The 22,173-nt window shown below is 56.9% G+C and carries 17 protein-coding genes and 1 pseudogene; 12 read left to right on the forward strand and 6 right to left on the reverse strand.

What is annotated here, in order from left to right; all coding sequences use genetic code 11:
• The first annotated feature begins 43 nt into the window (after positions 1-43).
• The 9 genes and pseudogenes from hemE (at position 44) to hemL (ending at position 9,692) form a co-directional block, all read left to right on the forward strand.
• Positions 44-1,129, forward strand: coding sequence for a uroporphyrinogen decarboxylase (hemE, locus tag RSAL33209_RS05275; protein WP_049758842.1), 1,086 nt, complete (start codon positions 44-46; stop codon positions 1,127-1,129).
• A gap of 39 nt (positions 1,130-1,168) precedes the next feature.
• Complete coding sequence (locus RSAL33209_RS05280) at positions 1,169-2,605, forward strand: protoporphyrinogen/coproporphyrinogen oxidase (RefSeq protein WP_012244644.1); 1,437 nt, start codon at positions 1,169-1,171, stop codon at positions 2,603-2,605.
• Between the two features lie 73 nt (positions 2,606-2,678).
• Positions 2,679-3,389 carry a hydrogen peroxide-dependent heme synthase gene (gene hemQ, locus RSAL33209_RS05285; protein WP_041684490.1) on the forward strand — a complete coding sequence of 237 codons (711 nt, stop codon included), beginning with the start codon at positions 2,679-2,681 and terminating at the stop codon, positions 3,387-3,389.
• A complete protein-coding gene (locus tag RSAL33209_RS05290) occupies positions 3,386-4,579 on the forward strand; it encodes a ferrochelatase (RefSeq protein WP_012244646.1) in 1,194 nt (397 codons plus the stop codon). Before hemQ ends, RSAL33209_RS05290 begins: the two co-directional genes overlap by 4 nt.
• A complete protein-coding gene (gene hemC / locus RSAL33209_RS05295) occupies positions 4,572-5,498 on the forward strand; it encodes a hydroxymethylbilane synthase (RefSeq protein WP_041684492.1) in 927 nt (308 codons plus the stop codon). Before RSAL33209_RS05290 ends, hemC begins: the two co-directional genes overlap by 8 nt.
• Before the next feature lie 38 nt (positions 5,499-5,536).
• Positions 5,537-6,331 carry a uroporphyrinogen-III synthase gene (locus RSAL33209_RS05300; RefSeq protein ID WP_233496578.1) on the forward strand — a complete coding sequence of 265 codons (795 nt, stop codon included), beginning with the start codon at positions 5,537-5,539 and terminating at the stop codon, positions 6,329-6,331.
• Positions 6,328-7,308, forward strand: a complete 981-nt coding sequence (gene hemB / locus RSAL33209_RS05305; protein WP_012244649.1) for a porphobilinogen synthase — start codon at positions 6,328-6,330, stop codon at positions 7,306-7,308. The genes RSAL33209_RS05300 and hemB overlap by 4 nt, the downstream gene beginning before the upstream one ends.
• A pseudogene (locus RSAL33209_RS05310) lies at positions 7,305-8,394 on the forward strand (LLM class flavin-dependent oxidoreductase). Before hemB ends, RSAL33209_RS05310 begins: the two are co-directional and overlap by 4 nt.
• A complete protein-coding gene (gene hemL / locus RSAL33209_RS05315; protein WP_012244651.1) occupies positions 8,391-9,692 on the forward strand; it encodes a glutamate-1-semialdehyde 2,1-aminomutase in 1,302 nt (433 codons plus the stop codon). Before RSAL33209_RS05310 ends, hemL begins: the two are co-directional and overlap by 4 nt.
• A gap of 89 nt (positions 9,693-9,781) precedes the next feature.
• Here the strand turns inward: hemL and RSAL33209_RS05320 are convergent, their stop codons facing one another.
• The 5 genes from RSAL33209_RS05320 to RSAL33209_RS05340 all read right to left on the reverse strand — a co-directional run bounded on the left by RSAL33209_RS05320 (position 9,782) and on the right by RSAL33209_RS05340 (position 13,997).
• Positions 9,782-10,255, reverse strand: coding sequence for a GNAT family N-acetyltransferase (locus RSAL33209_RS05320; protein ID WP_012244652.1), 474 nt, complete (start codon positions 10,253-10,255; stop codon positions 9,782-9,784).
• A 227-nt stretch (positions 10,256-10,482) separates the two neighbouring features.
• Positions 10,483-11,325, reverse strand: coding sequence for a MetQ/NlpA family ABC transporter substrate-binding protein (locus RSAL33209_RS05325; RefSeq protein WP_012244653.1), 843 nt, complete (start codon positions 11,323-11,325; stop codon positions 10,483-10,485).
• 31 nt (positions 11,326-11,356) lie between these two features.
• Entirely contained in the window at positions 11,357-12,040 is a 684-nt protein-coding gene (locus RSAL33209_RS05330) for a methionine ABC transporter permease (protein WP_012244654.1), read from the reverse strand.
• Positions 12,037-13,056: a methionine ABC transporter ATP-binding protein gene (locus tag RSAL33209_RS05335; RefSeq protein ID WP_041684498.1), complete on the reverse strand. Its 1,020-nt coding sequence runs from the start codon at positions 13,054-13,056 to the stop codon at positions 12,037-12,039. The genes RSAL33209_RS05330 and RSAL33209_RS05335 overlap by 4 nt, the downstream gene beginning before the upstream one ends.
• A gap of 254 nt (positions 13,057-13,310) precedes the next feature.
• The gene (locus tag RSAL33209_RS05340; protein WP_012244656.1) at positions 13,311-13,997 is read right to left on the reverse strand and encodes a 3'-5' exonuclease; all 687 of its coding nucleotides are present in this window, start codon (positions 13,995-13,997) and stop codon (positions 13,311-13,313) included.
• A gap of 63 nt (positions 13,998-14,060) precedes the next feature.
• On the opposite strand from RSAL33209_RS05340, the gene RSAL33209_RS05345 reads away from it, so the two are divergent.
• From RSAL33209_RS05345 to RSAL33209_RS05355, 3 genes are read left to right on the forward strand one after another with little or no spacing between them, the layout of a single operon-like run.
• Positions 14,061-14,465 (forward strand): MGMT family protein, encoded by a 405-nt coding sequence (locus RSAL33209_RS05345; RefSeq protein WP_012244657.1) that lies wholly within the window; start codon positions 14,061-14,063, stop codon positions 14,463-14,465.
• Positions 14,462-17,683: an ATP-dependent helicase gene (locus RSAL33209_RS05350; protein WP_012244658.1), complete on the forward strand. Its 3,222-nt coding sequence runs from the start codon at positions 14,462-14,464 to the stop codon at positions 17,681-17,683. The genes RSAL33209_RS05345 and RSAL33209_RS05350 overlap by 4 nt, the downstream gene beginning before the upstream one ends.
• Entirely contained in the window at positions 17,680-20,922 is a 3,243-nt protein-coding gene (locus RSAL33209_RS05355) for an ATP-dependent helicase (protein ID WP_012244659.1), read from the forward strand. The genes RSAL33209_RS05350 and RSAL33209_RS05355 overlap by 4 nt, the downstream gene beginning before the upstream one ends.
• 20 nt (positions 20,923-20,942) lie before the next feature.
• Here the strand turns inward: RSAL33209_RS05355 and RSAL33209_RS05360 are convergent, their stop codons facing one another.
• Positions 20,943-22,112, reverse strand: a complete 1,170-nt coding sequence (locus tag RSAL33209_RS05360) for a macrolide 2'-phosphotransferase (RefSeq protein ID WP_012244660.1) — start codon at positions 22,110-22,112, stop codon at positions 20,943-20,945.
• Positions 22,113-22,173 lie beyond the last annotated feature (61 nt).

The raw sequence follows: 22,173 nt of genomic DNA on the forward strand, positions 1-22,173 counted from the left end.
GTGTCGTTATCTTAGCGACGAAACCACCGGCAGAATCGAAGTCATGACGCTGAATTCCAGCCATCCGTTGATCGATGGACGTACGACTGAATCACCACTGATTATGGCCTACTCGGGAAAGACCCCGAGTCGCCGTCCGGTGTGGTTCATGCGCCAAGCCGGCCGTTCGCTGCCCGAATACCGGAAAGTCCGCGAAGGCATCTCGATGTTGGACTCGTGCCTGAAGCCAGATCTGGCCAGCGAGATTACTTTGCAGCCGGTGCGCAGGCACGATGTTGATGCGGCGATCTTTTTCTCCGACATTGTTATTCCGCTGAAGCTGGCCGGCGTCGGCGTAGACATCGTGCCAGGAGTGGGGCCGGTGCTGGAAAAGCCGGTTCGAACCCTTGCTGATGTTCGGGCACTGCCAAAGCTCACGGAAGATTCACTTGAACCGATCCGGCAGGCTGTTGCTTTGACGGTTGCTGAATTGGGCAACACGCCCCTTATCGGTTTCGCGGGCGCACCGTTCACGCTCGCTGCCTACATGGTGGAGGGCAAGCCTTCCCGAGATCATTTAGGGCCACGCACCATGATGCATGCAGATCCACAGGCGTGGCAGGAGCTCGCCGCCTGGGCAGCCGATGCCTCGGGAATGTTTTTGCGTGCGCAGCTGGAAGCAGGCGCTAGTGCGGCGCAGCTTTTTGATTCTTGGGCGGGATCTTTAGGGCTCTCCGACTACCAAACTCACGTGGCGCCGGCGTCGAAACAGGCTTTGGACCATGTTCGCGACCTGGGCGCACCGCTTATTCATTTTGGCACTGGCACATCCGAACTTTTGTTGGCGATGCGGGACGTTGGTGTGGATGTTATTGGCGTTGACTACCGACTGCCGCTGGATGAAGCGAATCGCCGCCTCGGGGGTATGACTCCGCTGCAAGGAAATATCGACCCCGCATTGCTTCCCGCGCCGTGGCCGGTGCTCGAAGCGCACATTTTGGATGTGTTGCGGCGCGGCGAATCTGCGCCCGGAAACGTCGTTAATTTGGGCCATGGGGTGCCGCCAGAGACTGATCCGTCGGTGCTGAGTCGTATCGTTGAACTAGTGCATTCCGTTGATCCGGTCCGCACTGACGATCAGAGCGCTTAGCCAGCAGAAGCTGGCCGGAGAAACTGGGAGCTGAACGCCATGACAGACGGATCTAGTACGGACAAAACCTTTTCCGTACCGCGCAAGACGGTTGCGGTAATTGGTGGTGGAATGGCGGGATTGGTCGCCGCGCGCGAGTTGGCCAATGCTGATTTTGCGGTGACACTGCTTGAAGCTGGTGTTGAAGTAGGCGGCCCCGTGTCTGCGCATGAGGTGGGCGGGCTGGTTTTAGATGCCGGCGCAGAAAGCTACGCCAAACGAGGCAATGACTTTGCTGAGTTGGCCACCCAACTCGGTTTGGCCGACCAGCTTGTTGATCCGAATCCGGTGGGAGCTTGGCTCGAATACGCAGAGGGCAAGGGTCAGCCAAAAGCAACTCCGTTGCCGAAAGTCGCAATTTTGGGAATTCCTGGCGATTTAGATGACCCGATCCTGCGTGAAGTATTAGGGCGCACCGGGTTATTGCGCGCCAAATTAGACGGGAATTTGCCACGAGGAGTGGGTGCAAAAGCTAGGACCGTTGCGGATCTTGTCCGTGCCCGAATGGGCCAGACCGTGCTCGATCGTCTAGTTACGCCGGTTATTGGCGGCGTCTATTCGAGTTCTGCAGAAGAGCTGGACCCGGATGTAGCTCTGCCGGGCCTGCGCGCAGCGTTGCGTGAACACGGTTCGCTCGCAGCTGCTGTGGCAGCCCTCAAAACACCAGCCGGGCGAGTCAAGCCAGGATCAGCTGTGGGCGGTTTGCGCGGCGGAGTATTCCAAATCGCTCGCGCCCTGCGCACCGAACTCGAAGAACTGGGCGTACAGATCAAGTGCGAGACCAAGGTCGGCTCGATTCGACCGACCGGCACCGCTTGGCACCTCAGCATCCCGGACGCGGAGCTGGAAGTAGACAAGGTGGTGCTGGCTACCGAAGCTGCTGCTGCCTTGGATTTGATCCGCGAAATCGTGCCGGAAGCGGAAGAATTTGGCCAGCCAGAAGCTAAGGTGTTGGCGCTCGTCACAGTTGTTGTTGATCTGCCTGAATTGGACGCTGCTCCGCGTGGTACCGGTGTGTTGGTTTCGCCATTGGTGCCTGGCGTACGCGCCAAGGCGCTCACGCACGCTACGGTGAAATGGCCGTGGCTGGCTGATGAAGAGGGCCCGGGCACGCACGTGCTGCGGCTTTCCTACCCGGTAGCTAGTTCGGGGGCAGAGGACTCTGCTGCGGCGCCTGTTGATCTTGCTCAGGCGCTCACCGATGCTTCGACCTTGCTGGGCCTAGAAATTCAGGAAGAAGACGTTTTGGACTGGGACTTGATCGAGTGGACCAGTTCAGTTTCGGCCGCGGGTCTAGGTCGGGCAAGCAAGATTGAGGCTTTCCGGGCTGCCGTTGAAAACATTGACGGTCTTTGCGTAACTGGCGCTTGGTTGGCAGGAAATGGCCTGGTTTCAGTGATCGCGGACGCCAGGGTGCAAGCGCTACGTCTGGTGTGACTTTAGTAACTTCTACGCCTTGTAGAATCATTTCGTTTAGACATTAAAGCCGGTGAGGAGCAGACTGTTAGCCATGAGCGACACTTTGGCAGAATCTGTCAGTAAAACTGTTGAGATCGATCCTTCGAACACCCCGTTCACGTTGTGGACTGTGGTGAAGCGGACAGGCCAGCCGACCGTTGGGAACGGCAAGGTTGGCGCTTTCGATGAGGTGATTGACCGCTTGTCGAGCCAAGGGATTACCTTGCGTGGTGCCTACGACGTCTCGGCGATGCGCAATGATGCCGATGTGATGATTTGGCTGGTTGGGCCAAGCGCAGAAGGCCTGCAGCAGGCTGTTCGCGACATTCGGCGCACCGAGCTTTTTGCCAACACCGAGATCACTTGGTCAGCGATGGGCGTACACCGTGAAGCTGAGTTTGCGAAGAACCACATTCCTACCTACATGCGCGCCGGAATCGAACCCAAGAAGTGGGTTTGTGTTTACCCGTTCGTACGCTCATACGAGTGGTACATTTTGCCGAACGAAGATCGCGGACGGATGCTTCGCGAACACGGCATGCTGGGCCGGGACTTCCCAGGAGTACTGGCAAACACGGTCTCTTCGTTTGCCTTGGGCGACTGGGAATGGCTGCTCGGATTGGAAGCGGACGACGTCGTGGAACTTGTGGATCTGATGCGTCACCTGCGGGCCACCGATGCCAGAATGCACGTCCGTGAAGAAGTTCCGTTTTACACCGGGCGGCGGATCAACGCTGCTGAGATCGCTGAGGTATTGCAATGAGCATCAGCCCTATGAGCAAAAATGCCATTACCGAGCGCGGCCGAATGGCGGCCAAAGACTACGACGCAATTTTGCTCGCGTCTTTTGGCGGTCCTGAAGGTCAAGATGACGTCATTCCGTTTCTGCGTAATGTCACCAGAGGTCGAGGCATCCCGGACGAACGTCTTGAAGAGGTTTCGCACCACTATCGGGCGTTTGGTGGGATCAGCCCAATCAACGAGCAAAACCGTGCATTGAAACTGGCGCTTGAGACCGAGCTTGCTGCTCGCGGCATTGAACTGCCGGTGCTTTGGGGCAACCGAAATTGGGATCCCTACATTCCTGAGGTGCTTCAAGAAGCCTACGACGCCGGTCATCGCCGAATCCTCACGGTCACCACGAGTGCCTACTCTTGCTATTCGTCCTGCCGACAGTACCGAGAAGACTTGGGTATGGCCTTGGTTGACTCTGGCTTGGACGGCAAACTTGAAGTGGACAAAGTCCGGCAATACTTCGATCATCCTGGTTTCGTTGAACCCTTCATCGAAGGCACCACCGCGGGCTTGGCCAAAGTGCGCTCCGAGTTATCTTCCGATGAAAAAATTCACGTTCTGTTTGCAACGCACTCAATCCCTACTCGCGACGCAGAAGCAGCTGGCAACTCCGCCGAGGAGCCTCGCGAGTTCGCTGAAGGCTCCGCGTATGTTGCCCAGCATCTTGCCGCTGCTACCGCGGTGATGGCACAAGTAGATGCTGCATCGGCTGAGCCCACGGATTGGTCGCTTGTCTATCAATCGCGTTCTGGGGCACCGCATGTACCGTGGTTGGAACCCGACATTAGCGACGCAATGGAAGAGCTTGCTGAGCAGGGCGTACGCGGCGTCGTCGTGGTTCCCTTGGGTTTCGTCAGCGACCATATGGAAGTTGTCTGGGATCTAGACACCGAGGCAAAAGAGACCGCCGAGAAACTGAATATGGCCTTTGACCGAGTACCCACGCCGGGAACGCATCAGAAATTTGTGGCCGGATTGGTTGATTTGGTCTGCGAACGTACCCTGGCGAATAACATTGCTGATCGTCCAGCGATGACGCCACTGGGCCCCTGGTACGACGTTTGCCGTCCTGGCTGTTGTACGAACTTCCGCGGTGAGAAGCCCACCATTGCTGGTGCTGACACCTTGGTCGGAACGGTGGCGGCAGCCAGTGCCTAACAGACCGGCGGTAGAAACGTTTAAGCTCGGTACGCGTGGATCAAAATTGGCCCGCACCCAATCTCAGTTGATTGCCGATCAATTGAGCGCAATCGGTGGTTTTGAGGTTGAGCTGGTGCAGATTCGCACCGATGGCGATGTGTTAACCGGCCCGCTGTCGCAAATGGGCGGTACTGGCGTGTTTGTGACCGCCCTTCGAGAAGCGGTGCTTAACGGCAGCGTCGATTTTGCCGTCCACTCGCTCAAAGACCTACCCACCGCGGCAGCGCCGGGCATGAAGATAGCGGCTATTCCGGCCCGCGCCGAAGTGCGAGATGCTTTGTGCTCGCGATCCAATCGATCACTGGCAGAGCTGGCCACCGGTGCGAAAGTTGGTACCGGTTCGCCTCGACGTGCTGCCCAGTTGCGAGCGGCCCGTGCGGATATCGAGGTTATTGATATCCGCGGGAATGTAGACACTCGGTTAGCGCGCTTGGAAAATGATCTAGACGCGGTAGTGCTGGCAGCTGCCGGGCTGGGACGGATCGGCCGTTCAGCGGCAATTTCAGAGCTTTTCGACGACGCCGTGATGCTTCCGGCCCCCGGCCAAGGTGCGCTTGCCGTGGAAACCGCCCTGGACGTTCCCACGGAATTAGCCGCAGCGTTAGCCGCTATTGACGATGCCGACAGTCGGCTAGCAGTAACCGCGGAGCGGGCATTGCTAGCCCGGCTTGAGGCTGGCTGTAGTGCCCCTGTCGGTGCCTTTGCCCAGCGCAAGGGCAGCATGCTTCGTTTGGAAGCTTGTATTTGTTCTTTAGACGGCTCCCGAGTGATCCGGCAAGCTAAAGCTACTGACGGGCTCGCCGAGGTCGCGGCAACCTTATTAGGTATCGAACTGGCCGAGTCAATGCTCGCCGACGGTGCTGCCGACTTATTGTGATGTCTTTGCCTCTTGCGGGTTCGTTACACGGGATCTCGGTGTTGATCACCCGTAGCCCGGACCGCGCTGGCGGATTGGTTTCCGCGCTCTTGGCTGTCGGTGCGGAGCCGTTGTTGCTGCCCTTGATTGACTTCGAAGCGGTGGATTTCTCGGTTGAAGATTTGCGGGCCGGAAATTACTCCTGGTTGGTTGTCTCCTCGATCACCACGGTGCGCGCATTGAAGGCAGCAGCGGCGAAAATTGGCTTGCAGCTTGCCGAGCTGGTGCCGCCGAAGACGAGGATGGCCACCATCGGTCCTTCCTCGCGAAGAATTTTAGAACACGAAGGTCTCACCGTGCACTTGGCACCGGAAGATATTCAGTCCGCAGCCGGGCTTGTTGCGATCTTGCCAAGATTAGACGGTAACGCCGTGTGGCTGCCGCAGTCCGACGTCGCAGGTCCTGCACTTGCCGAGGGGCTTCGCGCTGCTGGTGCGCAGGTGAGCGTGACGACGGCCTATCGCACGGTTGATTACCCGGCGTCGAACCGCTTGGTGACCGAGCTCGCCGTCGGCGTCGAACCGGTGGCTGCGCCCATGCTGAGCTTGGCCGCTGCCCGCGCGAAGATCGCTGATGGAAGTCTGCAGGCTGTGGTGGCTGCTTCAGCCAGTGCGGCAAGCCGGATCGCCGAAACTTTGCGGCCACTACAGAACACCAAATTTATTGCCATCGGAAGACCGACAGCAGAACAAGCTGCTGCCGAAGGGATTGTGGTGGCAGGGATCGCTGAGCAACCGACACCTGAGGGCATCGTAGCGGTGCTGAATAGCGTTTTTGAAAGGGATATCTCATGAGCTTTCCTACCCAGCGGCCGCGTAGGCTGCGCAGCACGCCGGCAATGCGTCGTCTCGTCGCAGAATACCGAGTGCACCGTGCTGATCTGATTTTGCCGGTGTTTGTGAAAGAAAGCCTGCGCGAGCCGAAGCCTATTCCATCGATGCCCGGCGTTGTACAACACAGCTCGGATTCGTTACGACGTGCTGCTGCCGAGGCTGCCGAAAAGGGCCTTGGCGGCATCATGTTATTTGGCATCCCGGCCGAACGAGATTCGATGGGCAGTGGTTCGATTGCTGAACAGGGGATTCTGAACCGATCAATCCGTGAAGTTCGTGCCGAAGTGGGCGACGAACTAGTGGTGATGAGCGATCTCTGCCTTGACGAGTTCACCGATCATGGCCATTGTGGCGTCTTGGACGAGCAGGGCCGGGTGGACAACGACGCCACGCTGGAAATCTACGCCCAGATGGCGGTGGCTCAAGCTAACGCGGGCGCGCATTTGCTCGGCCCGTCTGGCATGATGGACGGCCAAATTGCGGTGATCCGGCAAGCCCTTGACGAAGCCGGTTATCAAGAGACCGGGGTGCTGGCCTATTCAGCGAAATATGGATCGGCATTTTATGGGCCGTTCCGCGATGCAGTTGATTCGGCGTTGCAAGGCGACCGGCGCACGTATCAGATGGACGCTTCCAATCGCCGGGAGGCGCTGCTGGAAGTTGAGTTAGACCTCCAAGAAGGTGCAGATATGGTGATGGTGAAACCGGCCATGAGTTACCTGGACATTTTGGCCGACGTCGCGGCGATTTCGCCAGTACCGGTTGCCGCATATCAAATCTCCGGCGAATACGCGATGATCGAGGCGGCAGCTGCCAACGGCTGGATCGATCGGCGAGCAGCTATTGAGGAATCGGTATTGAGTATCAAACGCGCAGGTGCAGATTCGATTTTGACTTATTGGGCCACAGAATTAGCTGATTGGTTGGCAGAACGATGAGTAACTCCTTAAGCGGCCCCACGAATCCGGTCGCGGCCGATCAGATCCTGCTAGGCCTTAATAAGCTTTGGCGACATTGGTTTGGAAGCTGACGGCACAGCGGTGGCGCCAGCCAAGGTGCTTCGCCAGTTACTGCAACAAGCAGAGCTTGCGGACTCGCTTGGGCTCCATTCCTTCGGGGTGGGGGAGCACCATCGCAGAGACTTCGCGGTCTCCGCTCCCGAGGTTTTCTTGGCCGCTGCTGCCGCCCGGACTGAGCAAATCAAACTCGGTTCCGCAGTCACGGTTTTGAGCTCAGATGATCCGATTCGTGTTTTTCAGCGGTTCGCCACTGTAGACACCTTATCAAACTGGCGTGCCGAAGTCATGCTCGGCCGGGGTTCGTTCATCGAATCTTTTCCGCTTTTCGGGCTGGATCTCGACGACTACGAAATGCTCTTCGAAGAAAAGCTGGAACTCTTTGATCAGGCTCGATCGCAAAAACCGATGCATTGGGAAGGCCGGAGTCGGCCCGGAATTAGCGGGCTCAAGGCGTATCCGCCGCTAGAAAATCACCTATTGCCTGCCTGGATCGGAGTTGGTGGCACACCGGAATCAGTACTTCGCTGTGCCCAGTACGGTTATCCGATTATTTTTGCGATCATCGGTGGTCGGCCGCGTTCATTCGCTCCTTTGGTCGATCTTTACCGTGAAGCGATGGTCAAGTATGGCCATCCGATGCAGCAAATTGCCACGCACTCGCCGGGGCACATTGCGGAAACCGACGAGCAAGCGCGCGACGAATTGTTTCCGCATTGGATTATTAGCCGGAATAAGATCGGCGCTGAACGTGGTTGGGGCCCGGGCAGTCGTGAGGACTTTGACGTGATGTGTGGACCGGAAGGCGCGCTCTACGTTGGTTCGCCAGAAACGGTGGCGCAAAAGATCGTGCTGCTCAAAAACAATCTTGGCGTAGATCGCTTTGATCTGAAATACAGCAACGGAACCCTTCCACATGAGGCCATGATGCGTTCGATTGAGCTCTTTGGTTCAGTCGTGAAGCCGCGCGTTACCGAACTACTTGAGATCTCCAGGAGACTGCCATGACGTCGTCGCAAGAACTTTTCGATCACGCCCGCGAGCTGATGCCCGGTGGAGTTAACTCACCGGTCCGTGCCTTCGGTTCGGTGGGCGGTACGCCGCGTTTCATCACCTCAGCACAGGGTGCCTATCTTACGGATGCGGACGGCCGCGATTATGTCGACTTAGTCTGTTCCTGGGGACCGGCGCTCTTGGGCCACGCGCACCCCGAGGTAATCGCTGCGGTGCATGCCGCCGTCGACCGTGGCTTATCTTTCGGGGCGTCAACACCGGCCGAAACCGAGCTTGCCGAGCTCGTGCTCGGACGAGTTTCCGCCGTCGAGCGACTACGGATGGTCTCCACCGGTACCGAAGCGACGATGACCGCGGTTCGCCTGGCTAGAGGGTTCACCGGACGAAATCTGATCGTGAAATTTGCTGGTTGTTACCACGGCCATGTAGATAGTTTGCTGGCCGCGGCGGGCTCTGGTTTGGCGACGCTAGCAATGCCAGGTTCCGCTGGCGTTACTGAAGCTACTGCGGCGGAAACCTTGGTGCTGCCGTACAACGACCTTGAAGCAGTTCGCGAAGTTTTTGCGGTACACGGTGGCCAGATTGCCGCAGTTATCACGGAGGCAGCACCAGCAAATATGGGTGTGGTTGAGCCCGCCCCCGGATTCAATGCTGGCTTGGCACAGATCACTCGAGAGCATGGCGCCTTGTTGATTTTGGACGAGGTATTAACAGGTTTTCGGGTTGGGCCTTCTGGCTATTGGGGCCTAACGGGCGCATCTGAAGGCTGGACGCCAGATTTGCTAACCTTCGGCAAGGTCGTAGGGGGCGGATTGCCGACGGCGGCACTCGGCGGCCGGGCCGATGTGATGGAGTATTTGGCACCATTTGGCCCGGTCTATCAAGCAGGCACGCTGAGTGGGAACCCGGTGGCAATGGCTGCCGGCGTCGCCACGCTGAAAGCTGCAACGGCTGACGTGTATGACCAAGTTGATGCGCGGTCGCTGGAGCTCTCAGCGGCGTTGTCGCGGGCGCTTGAAGCAGAGGGAGTGCAGCATTCAGTGCAGCGCGCTGGAAACCTATTTTCGGTTGCATTTGGGGTATCTGAAGTTCGCAATTATGCGGATGCGAAAGCCCAAGAAACGTTCCGGTATGCGCCGTTCTTCCACTCGATGCTGGATTCTGGCGTCTATTTGCCGCCGTCAGTTTTTGAAGCTTGGTTCCTGTCTGCCGCGCACGATGATACCGCGATGAACCGAATCTTCGACGCGCTGCCGTCCGCGGCAAAAGCGGCTGCCGCCGCAACCGTCTAATTCCCAAACGCCTAATTCCGCAACGCTGCACCACTTTTGGTCGCTAAAACGACGTTTTAGCGACCAAAAGTGGTGCAGCGTTTACGTTATCAAGGGTGGAGGTGAAGTTCGAACTGATATTCCAGTCCGCCTTCGGGATCTATTTCTTCGCCAACTTTACTGAAGCCATAGGGCTGAAGCGGTTTGTTTGAGGCGATGTTTTGCGGTGCGATGCTTGCCCTGACAACCTTTACTTCTGGGGTTCGCCAAGCACGGTCCAGTAATATTTCTAGCGCCGCTTTCGCATAACCCTTCCGACGAAATTCAGGGTCGATTTCGTAACCAACTTCGACCATGCCGCGCTCATCGGGAGGGCCGTGGTAACCGGCGCGGCCAACGGTCTGTTGACTTTGTAGATCCAGAATGATGCCGGTGATCCAAGGCTCGCTGGCCGGATCTGCGCTCACTTGCTTACTACGACGAATCCAAATGCCACGATTCTCGACTCTGCCAAAGTATTCGCTCAGTGGTAGAGCTGAACTGCGGCGAGCTCCAGCCAGGTCACCAGCGGCTAAGGCGTGCAAACTAGCTGGGGCAAGATGGACGATCTTAATCTTGGGCCGCTTTGACTCAGCACTCGGACTGTTGGTGATCGCTCCTGAGAATGGAAAACTTCGCTGGCTTCTCAGCCTAGCGCTTGAAGCTCAATGGTGTTGTTTCAAGGTCGCTACGAAAAACGCTGCACCACTTTTGGTCGCTAAAACACGGTTTTAGCGACCAAAAGTGGTGCAGCGTTTTTTGAAAAGATGGTTTAGAACGCGGGGGTCACATCGCCATTCGGCCAGGTGTCCTCGATGTATTTCTTCACCTCGGGGGAGTGCAACAGCTCATCCAATTTTGCGATTCGGGCATCGCCCTTGGAGTCGCTGCGCCAGGCCAGGAAGTTCGCATATGGATTGTCTTTGATTGACTCCACGGCGAGCGCATTCTTAGTGGACAGACCAGCTGCCAAGATGAAGTTTCCGTTGATCAGTGCCAAGTCCACGGAGGGGTCCTTGAGGTCATTGACCAAAAGCTCCGGCTGGTTCTCGGAGAACTTTAGCTTTTTCGGATTCTGCGCGTCGGTTAGTGTGATCGCCGTCGATTTGTCATCGATATCTTTCAACAGTCCGGCGACTTGGAGTACCTTGAGTGCTCGAACCTGGTTCGAAGGGTCGGAAGTGATGGCAATCTTGCCACCCTCGGGGATCTCTGAAATGGCTTTGTGCTTTTCGGAGAACGCAGCATAAGGCTCAATGTGCACCCCTGCTCCGTGATCGAACTTATAGCCCTTAGTTTGAACCTGATCATTAAACCAAGGCAGGTGTTGATAGAAGTTTGCGTCTAAGGAGCCATCACTCAAGGCGGTGTTCGGGGTCTGGTAGTCCTCGATTTCCTTGATCTCAAGCTTCAGCCCGGCTGCTGGAGCCAGCTTCTCATTGACGAATTCCAAAATCTTGGCATGCGGGGTGGGGCTTGCCCCCACTTTGAGGGTTACTGGATTTTTTGGATCCAGAGTTGCGGACGAACTTGACGTTGCGGCGGCGCCGCCACAAGCCGTCAGCGCAATCGCTGCCACAATCCCCGTTACCGCAAGTGCGAGTTTCTTACGCATGTAGTACTCCCTTTTCGTAGTTCTAAGCTGATTAGCGGTGATCAGTACGACGGGCGATGAAGTCGCCGATCAACTGAATAGCAATGACCAAAATGACGATCAAGACCAATACCGCCCACATGACATTTGGCTGGAAACGCTGGAATCCGTAGTTATAGGCAAGCTTGCCTAGGCCACCGCCGCCTACTAGCCCAGCCATAGCTGAATATCCGACCAAGGTCACGACCGTCGTCGTGATGCCAGATACCAAACTAGGCATCGCTTCGCGCACCATAACCTTTGAGATCACTTGATAATTTGTTGAGCCCATTACCAAGGCCGCATCGATTTTTCCCTTGTTGACATCGCGCAGCGCCGTCTCAACGAGCCGGGCGAAAAACGGGATAGTACCGATAGACAATGACACCGAAGCCGCAATGGGGCCTAGCGAGGTGCCAGTGATGAGCCGAGTAAACGGAATAAGCGCAACCATCAAGATGGCAAACGGGATCGAGCGGGTGATGTTGACAATAATCTCGGAGAGTAAGCGATGGAAAATTGGCAACGGCCTAAGCCCGCCCGGTGCGCAAACATGCAGCACAATGCCTAAAAGCAAGCCGACGACGACGGTCACCACAGCCGAGATACCCACCATGGTCAGCGTCTCGATGGTGGCTTCGGGTAAGGCCTTCTGGATCACGGGATCGTTGAAAAATTCGGAAAAGAAGTCGCTCATGCCGAGGCCTCCTCATCGGTTGCGCCGAGATGGGCTAGACCTGGTCGGCCCACTGATACGCCGAGCTCTTCCAAATAGCGGATAACAGCCTCGACATCGGTTTCCGGCCATAGGCCGATGCGCAGCCGGCCGAATTGTTGTCCGCCAATTGGCTCGATGCTCCCGGAGATCACATTGACATCAATGTCGAATTTTCTGGCAAGTCCAGATAGCACTGGTGTTCCAACGTTATGGGCGCTGAAAACGATGTCTAGCAAGATCTGGTTTTCCGGGTTGGCAACCGCCGGTAACGGCAAAAGCGCCTGGGCGAGTTGACCATCAGCATTTTCGGAGATCTCCTGCAAGGAGCCGTGCTCGACGATTTTGCCTTGCTCAAGCAGAGATACTGAATCGCAGGCCCGTTTTACTACGTGCATTTCGTGCGTGATGATCACCACGGTGAGGTCCAACCGGACGGTCAGATTCTTGATTAAGTCGAGGATTTCTTCGGTGGTGGCGGGGTCTAGGGCCGAGGTCGGCTCATCGCACAGAAGCACATCTGGGTCTGCTGCCAATGCCCGGGCGATGCCAACTCGTTGGCGTTGGCCACCGGAAAGTTGTGCCGGATAGGCATTTTCGAAGCCTTCAAGACCGACCAATGGCAGTAACTGCCGAATCTTTTCATCGATCTGAGCTTTATTGGTTCCGACGATTTCTAAGGGGTGAGCCACATTAGCGGCCACGGTTCGGGAGTCGAGTAAATTCGCGTGCTGGAAGACCATGCCGACTTTGCGGCGTGCTTGCCGAATCTCTTTATTACTTACTGAGCTGAGGTCCACGCCGTTGATTTCCACCCGACCAGATGTGGGGCGGTCCAGTAAAGTTAAGCAACGAACCAGCGTCGACTTCCCTGCACCAGAGTGGCCAATGATGCCGTGAATCGAACCTTTAGGCACGCTCAAGGAGACGCCGTCGAGGGCTGTCACTTCGCGGCCGCCTTGCTGATAGACCTTACGGAGATCAGTAATGGTGATCATGGAACCTCTTGTGGGAATCGGAATGCCTGCGGGTCGCCAATGGCGCACGTCGTTGCAAGCGAACTTAAGTATTCCATGAATCCTAGCTGTGAAGATTCTTCGAACTTATAACGCCACATTCCGCTAAGCATCGAATATTATTCGAACTTTGGCGATTCAAGGCGCTTCCTTTAATGCTCGATAGCCGCAGAGCGAAACTATTACTCGCCAATTACGGTAAAACCGGTGAGTGTGAGTTTGCCCGCAATGGTGTTTTAGAGCTGACCTTGCGGCCAAAGCCCATCGACGACGGCGTCGGCTTGCGTTCGGCGCAGGTATTCCTGGAAGCTTGCGGCTTGTTCGGCCGCCCAGACTATTTGTTGAGCGTGTAGCTCTTCAGCTGGAATTGAAAGTTCTGGGAAGCGACGAGCTAGCGCCTCGGCGAGCTTGATCGTGGCCAGTGCATCAGCTGCCGAAGTATGTGCATCGATCAGTGGGATGTTGTAGTGCTCGCAGATTGCGACAAGTGTGCGTTTTCCACGGCGAAACCCATCGACTTGTTTGTCTAAGACGAAAGGATCGATGACCGGAAAAGCGGTGGGTGCAGAAACACCAATCCGAGCACATTCGGCAGCTAATACGGTGAAATCATAAGGCGCGTTGAACGCCATAACCGGAGTTCCAGCAGCGAAATATGAACGAAGAACCTGGGCGACTTCGGTCACCACAGCACCGATGGGGGCACCCTCAGCTCGCGCGCGGGCGGTACTAATACCGTGGATTAGCGTCACGGCCTCAGGGATCTCGACGCCGGGATCAGCGAGCCATTCGTGTGATTCAACGACGTCATTATTGGCATCGACTAAAACGATCGAGGCACTAACTAATCGAGCTTGGCGCGGGTCACGACCAGTAGTTTCCACATCGAATGCTGCACGGTTTCCGTCAAGCCAAGTATTCATAAAATAACGCTAACCGATAGAATTGACAGTTTTCGTACGCCAGCATTGGATAGGCTAAATCCCATGCGGACGGAGTACATCGATGCGGTGTTGAGAATTGCGGCTCTCATCCCCTCGGGTCGAGTGCTCGCATATGGTGATGTGGCTGAAATGATCAACAACGGCGGCCCTCGGCCAATAGGCAGCGTCATGTCTCACTACGGTGATCAAGTGCCGTGGTGGCGCGTGTTACGTGCCAGTGGTCGGCCGCCGGAAGGCCATGACGAGCGTGCCCTGGCACAGTATCGACTAGAACAGACTCCGTTACGTGGCAAAACTAGCGGTGAAGATTCCTCCTGGCGGGTTGATATTGTTCAGGCGCGATGGCAGCCGGATGAACAATCTTGGCTAGAGATTGATCGAATCGCTGATTCACTCGAGCCCGCGGTACGTGTTTTGTCGGAACCCGATGATTTGATGGGGTCTTGAACCTTCCGCAGAGCCCAGTGCTGCGACTCGTCCCCTCAGCGAGCCGCCTTGCTGACGCGCCCGAGCTAAGTTGGGACCAAGCTCAGATTGTCGAACGGAAACAAGGTAGCGGCCCGCTATTGATATGGGGCGCACCCGGTACTGGGAAATCCACGGTGCTGATCGAGTCAACAGTTCGCAGAGTAAATCACGATGACGTGGATCCGGCCAAAGTTCTACTTTTGGCTCCTAGCCGAGTCGCAGCCGCTCGATTGCGGGATGCTCTCAGTGCTCGATTAGACCGGACGGTGAGCACGTCCCCAGCACGCAGCTGGGCATCATATGCTTTTGACATCTTGCGAAGGGCTCAAGCTGAGGGGTTGGTCCCGAACGCAGATCGGGTGCCTAAATTGATCAGTGGGCCCGAACAAGATCTGTTTATTCGTGAGTTGTTAGCTGGCCACGCTTTGGGCCTGGCCCCGGGCCCGCAGTGGCCAGAAGAACTTCACGAGGCGTTGCTTACCAGAGGCTTCCGGCAAGAAGTACGGCAGCTCTTTGATCGTATTGTCGACAACGGCCTGTTGCCGAGCGATTTAGTCGAGCTCGGTAGGGAAAATAATCGACCCGATTGGCAAGCCGCCGCCCAGCTTTATCGCGAATATCGAGATCTCATCGAATTGAAGAATCCGGGTTGTTATGACCCGGCCGGCATCGTCCGGGCAGCTAGCGAACTATTCGATGCCAACCCGGATTGGCTGGCGCGCGAACGAGAACGACACAGCCTGATCTTGGTCGATGATCTGCAGGAGACCGGTCGAGCGGTACACGGACTATTACGCAGAATTGGTACTGGTCAAGAGATGCTGGCCACGGCCTGCCCAGATACCGTAGTCCAGGGTTTTCGTGGTGCCAGACCAGACCGCGTTGGTTTGGTCCGTGATGAGCTCGGTGCAAATGAGGCAGTGCTCAGCAGCTCGCATCGGCTCAATCAACCGCTGGCCGCGGCCTGGCTCAGAATTGCCGAGCGAATTGCGCAAAGCAAAGGTGGGCACAAGGCTCGCCAGCTAGATTTCCCAGCGGATGAGCCGACTGTAGGCCCAGAATCAGAGCAGGTGGTGTCCGGCGTCGTCGTTGGCTCTGATGTGCAGCAGCGTCGATTTGTGGCAGAACGAATTATGCACTTCCACGTAGATCGCGAGCGTCCGCTTCGCGATATGGCGGTCATCGTGCGCACCGGTGCGCAGGTTGCAGCCTTTGGCCGGTACCTGGTCTCACACGGCATCCCCGTCCGAATTTCGGCAGCGGAAACGCCAGTTCGTGATGAACCCGCAGTGCGGCCATTACTGCTGGCATACCGAGTTGCGGTAACACCAGAGCTTCTGGATGCCGAGCTTGCCGTGGACCTATTGACCTCCAGGATAGGCGGACTGAGCTCGGTACAGATCCGCCGAGTCCGAAAACTCCTTCGGGCCGAAGAGATCGCTAACGGCGGCGTGCGTGGCAGCGATGAGCTGCTGGTTGAGGGCCTACAGAGGCCGGCGCAGTTGGCTGCCCTTGGCGTTGATGGTCGGGCAGCTGCCAGAATGGCTACTGTCCTGGCTGCGGGCTCGCAAGCTATGACTGAGCCCGGAGCCAACCCACAATCCGTGCTTTGGGCCCTTTGGGATGCCACTGGGTTAAGCACGGAGTGGGCTACGGCAGCATTACGCGAAGACGCTAACGGTTCGCGGGCAGATCGGGATCTGGATGCCATGATGGCGCTGTTCCAAGCCGCCGAGCGCTATGTTGAACAGTCGCCCGCAGCAAGCCCAGAAGCCTTCGTTGAGTATCTACTCAATCAGGAACTGCCCATGGACACCTTAGCCGCGCGGGCCGAAAGCGGTGATGCTGTTGAAGTGATGACTCCTGCCAGCGCAGCAGGCCGGCAATGGCCAGTAGTTATCGTGGCTGGCTTGCAGGAAGGAGTTTGGCCGAATAATCGCTTACGTGGTGAATTATTGGGCAGCCAATATCTTGTTGAAGTATTGGAACTTGGCGCAGCGTCGGCTAGAAGGTTAGCCGCAGTACAACGGATGCGAGATATCCGCTATGACGAATTGCGCAGTTTTGCCACCGCGATCTCTCGCGCCTCTGAGCGGTTGATTTGCGTTGGCGTTTCGTCTGAAGACGAGCAACCATCAGGATTTTTGGACCTGGTTGATCCCTGGCCGATCGAAGATAACGATGGGCTGCGCCCTTTGACCGACGTTCGTCGGCCCAAGACGCTGCGGGCATTGGTTGCTGAGTTGCGTCAAGCTAACGAACGAGGCGCTAACGAACGAGATTCCGACGATCGCGCTGAGCAGCCAGCCGCTGAAGCCGCTCGAGTGCTGGCTGAGCTTGCCCGCAATGCGGTACCGGGGGCTGATCCTTCGAGCTGGTGGGGTTTAGCACCGCTTAGCTCCACTGATCCGATCTTGCCGGTGGACGCCGTGGTGCCGGTCTCGCCGTCGAAAATTGAAGCTGTGCATGAGTCTGCTTTGTCCTGGTTCCTACAAGCTGCTGGCGGCGAAGCGCAACTGGACTTAGCCCGAAGCCTGGGCACGCTAATTCACGGGATTGCACAGGATTTGCCTGCTGGCAATGCCGAGGAGCTGTTAGCTGAATTGGCCAATCGGTGGCCTGCGCTTGGCTTGCCAGAAAATTGGGAGACCGCCGCTCAACTTCGACGAGCCGAACGAATGCTGCGTAAGTTGGCAGGCTATTTACGGCTCATTTCGGCGCAAGGGCATGAACTGGTCGGCGTCGAACAGGGTTTTGGTATTGAAGTACCTGGTGCACGGATTGCGGCGCTGAAAGGCATCGTTGATCGGCTCGAATTAACGGCCGAGGGCACATTGATTGTTGTTGATCTCAAGACGGGTAAGAACAAGCCGACGGCAGCCCAAGTGGAGCAGCATCCGCAACTTGGTGCTTATCAAGTTGCGGCCAAACATGGGGCTTTCGAACAGATTGCTCCCACTGCCAGTGTGGGCGGAGCAGCCTTGGTGCAGCTAGGCGACGGCACGGATAAGTACGATCCGCAGTTCCAGGCGCCGGTGGATCCGGAGCATGATTGGGCGACGCCGCTGGTTCAGGAAGCAGCAGTTCTGATGTCCGCTGCGGCTTTTATCACAGCGCACGACCCTTCCGCGAACCGAAATAATTGTCCATTGCCAGATGTCTGTCCACTATGCCGTGGAAAGCAGGTTACGCAATGAGTGAGGCGTTGAGCGGCACCGCACGGCAGCCCACCGCCGAGCAGCGGGCGATTATCGAAGCGTCCCTGGATCCGATGCTGGTCATCGCCGGTGCCGGATCTGGAAAGACCACCACAATGGCAGATCGAGTTGTGCACCTTGTTGCCAACCGATTAGCCAAGCCAGAAGAGATTCTTGGCGTTACATTCACTCGAAAAGCTGCCGGTGAACTGGCAGCTAAAATTCGAGCCAAACTGCGGATTCTCGGCCAGCAAAATCCGGAACTCTCAGATGTGCTGGGCCCGGACTCTCTGGAAGCCGAAATTTCTACTTACCATTCCTACGCCAGCGGGATTGTTTCAGACTATGGCCTTCGAATCGGGGTAGAACGGGATGCCACGGTGCTGGGGCAGGCGCAGTGTTGGCAATTGGCAAGCAAGATTGTGGAGGCGTACGACGGCGATTTGTCTCGGTATTCTGGTGCGTCCTCGACGCTAGTGCAGGCCGTGATTTCCTTAGCCTCCGAATGCGCAGAACATCTTCAAAATCCCCGTGACGTTGAAACTTGGCTAGCCGCGTTACGTGATGAATTTGAAGCGCTGCCATTGAACACTGGAAAAGGCCGTGGCCCGGCTGGCAAGGCTTTAGAGCTTGCTGACCGGCTCGACATCCGGGCACATGTGGCACAAATGGTTCAGCAATACCAGCTCGCAAAGTCTCAACGGAATGCCCTGGACTACGGCGATTTAGTGGCGCTTGCGGCCAAGCTCGCGTTGAACGTGCCTGAAGTGGCAGAACAAGAACGGCTAAAACACCGAGTGGTGCTACTTGATGAGTTTCAAGACACTTCGCACGCCCAGCTGACCTTATTCGCGGCGCTTTTCGGCGCTGGTCATCCGGTCACCGCGGTCGGGGATCCGCACCAGTCGATCTATGGATTCCGGGGTGCATCGGCAGGTCAGCTTTTCCGGTTTCCCGGAATCTTTCGCCGTGCGGACGGGCAGCCAGCTGAAACCGCGGCGTTGACCGTTGCCTGGCGAAACTCACTGTCGATTCTTGAATCCGCAAATGCAATGTCTAGCGAGCTCAATCGTCGAGCTGAACAAGGGCACGCGGAATCGTCGACGCAACTCTCGCCGCTGCAGCCACGGCCCGGAGCACCGCGCGGCGAAGTGGAACTTTCCAGATTTGGCACGGAAAACGAAGAGGCCCAGGCTGTGGCAGATCGTATTTTGGCACGGCGATCGGTCCGGTCCCAGGACGTCAGCGTGGCGATTTTGTGCCGCCGCAGAACGCAGTTTCAAGCCCTGCAAACTGCCCTGGAAGCGCAAAATATCGACTATGAAATCGTTGGTCTGAGTGGTCTATTGGCCACTCCAGAGGTTATTGATGTGGTCTCAACCTTGCGTGTTCTAGTAGACCCAACTCGCTCTGATGCACTCATGCGATTGATGACCGGTGCGCGTTGGCGAATCGGCAGCAAAGATCTGATGGCCTTGGCAGACTGGTCGAAGTTTTTAGTTGCCAGCGCGAAACGAGCCCGCAAGGCAAGTCCTACAGTTATTGACGATGTAGCTGAAGCTGCAAGTTTGATCGAGGCAATCGATGCCTTGGACGCTGATTACTGGCCAGATTCCGCTCGTGAGCTCAGCGCAACGGGGCTGCAACGCCTGCTGGCATTGCGTGATGAACTGCGAACGTTACGCCGTTTTGTGGGTGATGACTTGCTCAGCTTGATTAGCGAAGTAGAACGGACCATTCTGCTCGACATTGAACTCGCCGCCAAACCCGGAATCTCCTACCATCGCGCCCGGCATCATCTTGATGCCTTTCAAGATGCGGCGTCCTCCTTCCTGCAAAGCGCTGAACGCGTTGATGTGCTGGCGTTCTTGGCTTGGTTATCCGCCGCAGACGGTGAAGAAGGCGGACTGGAAATGCTTCCCGTAGAGCCTAAGTCTGGTGCGGTGCAGCTTTTGACCGTGCACGCGGCAAAGGGACTTGAATGGGACGAAGTGTATGTTCCGGGGTTGGCGACGAAGAGTTTTCCTAGCGATCGGGCCGATCATTGGGGTACTGGAAATCGCGCTTTGCCCTGGCCCTTACGCGGGGACCGAGCCGATTTGCCGGAATGGAAGCTCCAAGGGGAGGACCAGCGAACTTGGATTGGTGAATTAGCTGAATTCACGGAGTCCGTCAAAGATCATGCACTACAAGAAGAGCGTCGACTGGCCTATGTTGCCTATACCCGAGCCCGGAGCTTTCTGGCCGTAAGCACGTCAAAGTTTGCTGGCACTTCGGTACGTGCGAAGGAAATTTCACCCTTCCTGACTGAGCTGGTGGACGTCGCGGAGCAAGAATCGGCGGCAAGCTATGGTCTGGGATTTAGGCATTGGCCAGCAGAGCAGCATCTTCCAGAGGAAAATCCAGAGCGTGAGGCAGTAATTCGCGCGCAATGGCCATTCGATCCTTTGGCGGGTCCATATCTGAAGATTGGCGAGAAAGTGGTAGAGCCATTGGGCAGCCGCCGGGCGGCGTTGCTATCCGCGGCACAGCGGGTGCAAGCCGCACGGCCCTCAGAGCTTTCGCTGCCCGAGCTCAGTGCTCGGTGGGGGATTGAAGCTAAGCGCCTTCTGGAGCAACGTACCGTGCGAAAGCAAGTGATCGACGTCGAACTACCGACGCATATTTCCGCTTCAACGCTAGTTGAGCTGCGCGTCAATCCAGCGGCGGTTGTTGCCCAGATTCGGCGGCCGGTTCCCCGAAAGCCAGGTCTCGCGGCACGCAAAGGTACAGCCTTCCACGCCTGGGTAGAAAGCTATTTCGGCCGCGCCGGCCAGCTTGACTTGGGCGAGTTTCCTGGCGCCGCTGATGATTTTGTTGAAGATGCTTATCAGCTTGAGCAGCTTCGAGAGAATTTTGAAGCATCCGAATGGGCGGCCAAACAGCCAAGTGAAATTGAAGTTCCGATTGAGACGAAAATTGCGGGCGTGGTAGTTCGCGGACGAATAGACGCCGTGTTCCAAGATGCCGATGGCGGATGGGAATTGGTCGATTGGAAGACTGGGCAGTTACCCAAGGGTAAAGAACTTGGCGACCGTTCAGTGCAGCTGGCGCTTTACCGTCTAGGTTGGGCGCGGCTCAAAGGGATTGCGGTAGAGAAGGTCCGGGCCGCCTTTTATTATGCCGCCCGGAATCAGACCGAGCGCGTACTAGACCTAGCAGGAGAGCAAGAGCTGGAAAGCATTATTTCCCAAGCCTAGGGCGGCAACCTAACAGCCGACTAAGCGCTTTGCTGGACCACTTTCAAAGCAGTGGTTTCGGTATTATCTGCAGATTTGGCAACTGGCTCCGCCGATTGCTCAGGCTGGTCCGATGGAGTGTCAACCGTTGATTCCGGGATAGGTTCTACCGCTACTTTGGCAGCATCTGCGGAATCAGTCGGAGCGGTGGGCTCTTCAGCCGTGGTGCTTTCAATCGTGACCGCAGGTGTGGAGACTGGCACAACAACGGGGGCGTCAACGCTAATCGGTTGACCACCGTGCTCAGCAATGTCCTGTTCCAGCGAATGCAACATATCTTCAGCTTCGGCAATCATCTCTGGATCACCGGCGGCGACACCTCGGACTAGCCATTGCGCTAGTGCGAATTCAGCGGAAAGGGCTGCTCTCCGCAAAACGTGCCGGTCTGGTACCTCTTGGCGAGCGGCCGAGTAGCTTTCCTGAACGGCGTCGGTAAATGCTTGATCGCCAATGGCCGTAAGCCACGCAAAATCATCTGCCGGGTCACCAATCCGCAAATCAGTCCAGCCGGTAATTGCGGTCAGCCTTGACCCTTCGAGCAGAAGATTATCTTCGTGCAGATCGCCGTGAACTACGCACGGGTTGAAGCGCCACAGCGCCACATCTTCCAGCGCATGCTCCCAGCGGTGAAGGAGCACAGAGGGGATCTTGCCGGTGGTAGCTGCCTGGTCCAGCTCGTTGAGTCGGCGCTGGCGGAATTCGTTGGCGGTATAAGAAGGAAGATCTGCCTGGTGCACCATGGCTACCGGAAGGTCATGAATGGCCGCCATCGCAATGCCTATTTCTTTGGCAACTGCGGCACCGCCAGCGGCAAGAGTTTCAACAGGAGTAGCTCGGCCAGCCAAGTGTGAGTAAACAAAAGTGGTTAAATCGCCAACGCGAACGGTGCCGGCCACTGTTGGCAATAAAAAGGGCAGTTCTGCGCGGACCGCTGGGCTAAAGGCGCGCAATACGAGAAGTTCAGTCTCGAGTCGAGTGCTCGCTTCAAGGTGTTTCGGCGCGCGAACTCGCCAGCGCTTACGGTCGGCATCGAGGAGCAACGCTGAATCAAAGTCCACGACGTCGTCGGGTTCAATGGCGACTGCCGTCGGACTCAGGCCGGGCACAGCCGCACTGGCAATGGCAGCAAGTTCCATAGGTGTACGTTTCACCTTTCCACCGTACGGCGGCTTATCCGGATCCTGTGCAGCTGGGGCGGCGAGTCGTCCGAAC

Source organism: Renibacterium salmoninarum ATCC 33209 (assembly GCF_000018885.1).
GTDB lineage: Bacteria > Actinomycetota > Actinomycetes > Actinomycetales > Micrococcaceae > Renibacterium > Renibacterium salmoninarum.

Excerpts from the sequence above, each read along its gene's own strand:
- RSAL33209_RS05290 (WP_012244646.1), top strand. The coding sequence starts at position 3,386 with ATGAGCATCAGCCCTATGAGCAAAAATGCCATTACCGAGCGCGGCCGA.
- RSAL33209_RS05355 (WP_012244659.1), top strand. The coding sequence starts at position 17,680 with ATGAGTGAGGCGTTGAGCGGCACCGCACGGCAGCCCACCGCCGAGCAG.
- hemQ (WP_041684490.1), top strand. The coding sequence starts at position 2,679 with ATGAGCGACACTTTGGCAGAATCTGTCAGTAAAACTGTTGAGATCGAT.
- RSAL33209_RS05345 (WP_012244657.1), top strand. The coding sequence starts at position 14,061 with ATGCGGACGGAGTACATCGATGCGGTGTTGAGAATTGCGGCTCTCATC.
- RSAL33209_RS05330 (WP_012244654.1), bottom strand. The coding sequence starts at position 12,040 with ATGAGCGACTTCTTTTCCGAATTTTTCAACGATCCCGTGATCCAGAAG.
- hemB (WP_012244649.1), top strand. The coding sequence starts at position 6,328 with ATGAGCTTTCCTACCCAGCGGCCGCGTAGGCTGCGCAGCACGCCGGCA.
- RSAL33209_RS05335 (WP_041684498.1), bottom strand. The coding sequence starts at position 13,056 with ATGATCACCATTACTGATCTCCGTAAGGTCTATCAGCAAGGCGGCCGC.
- RSAL33209_RS05280 (WP_012244644.1), top strand. The coding sequence starts at position 1,169 with ATGACAGACGGATCTAGTACGGACAAAACCTTTTCCGTACCGCGCAAG.
- hemL (WP_012244651.1), top strand. The coding sequence starts at position 8,391 with ATGACGTCGTCGCAAGAACTTTTCGATCACGCCCGCGAGCTGATGCCC.
- RSAL33209_RS05325 (WP_012244653.1), bottom strand. The coding sequence starts at position 11,325 with ATGCGTAAGAAACTCGCACTTGCGGTAACGGGGATTGTGGCAGCGATT.
- RSAL33209_RS05340 (WP_012244656.1), bottom strand. The coding sequence starts at position 13,997 with ATGAATACTTGGCTTGACGGAAACCGTGCAGCATTCGATGTGGAAACT.
- hemE (WP_049758842.1), top strand. The coding sequence starts at position 44 with ATGACGCTGAATTCCAGCCATCCGTTGATCGATGGACGTACGACTGAA.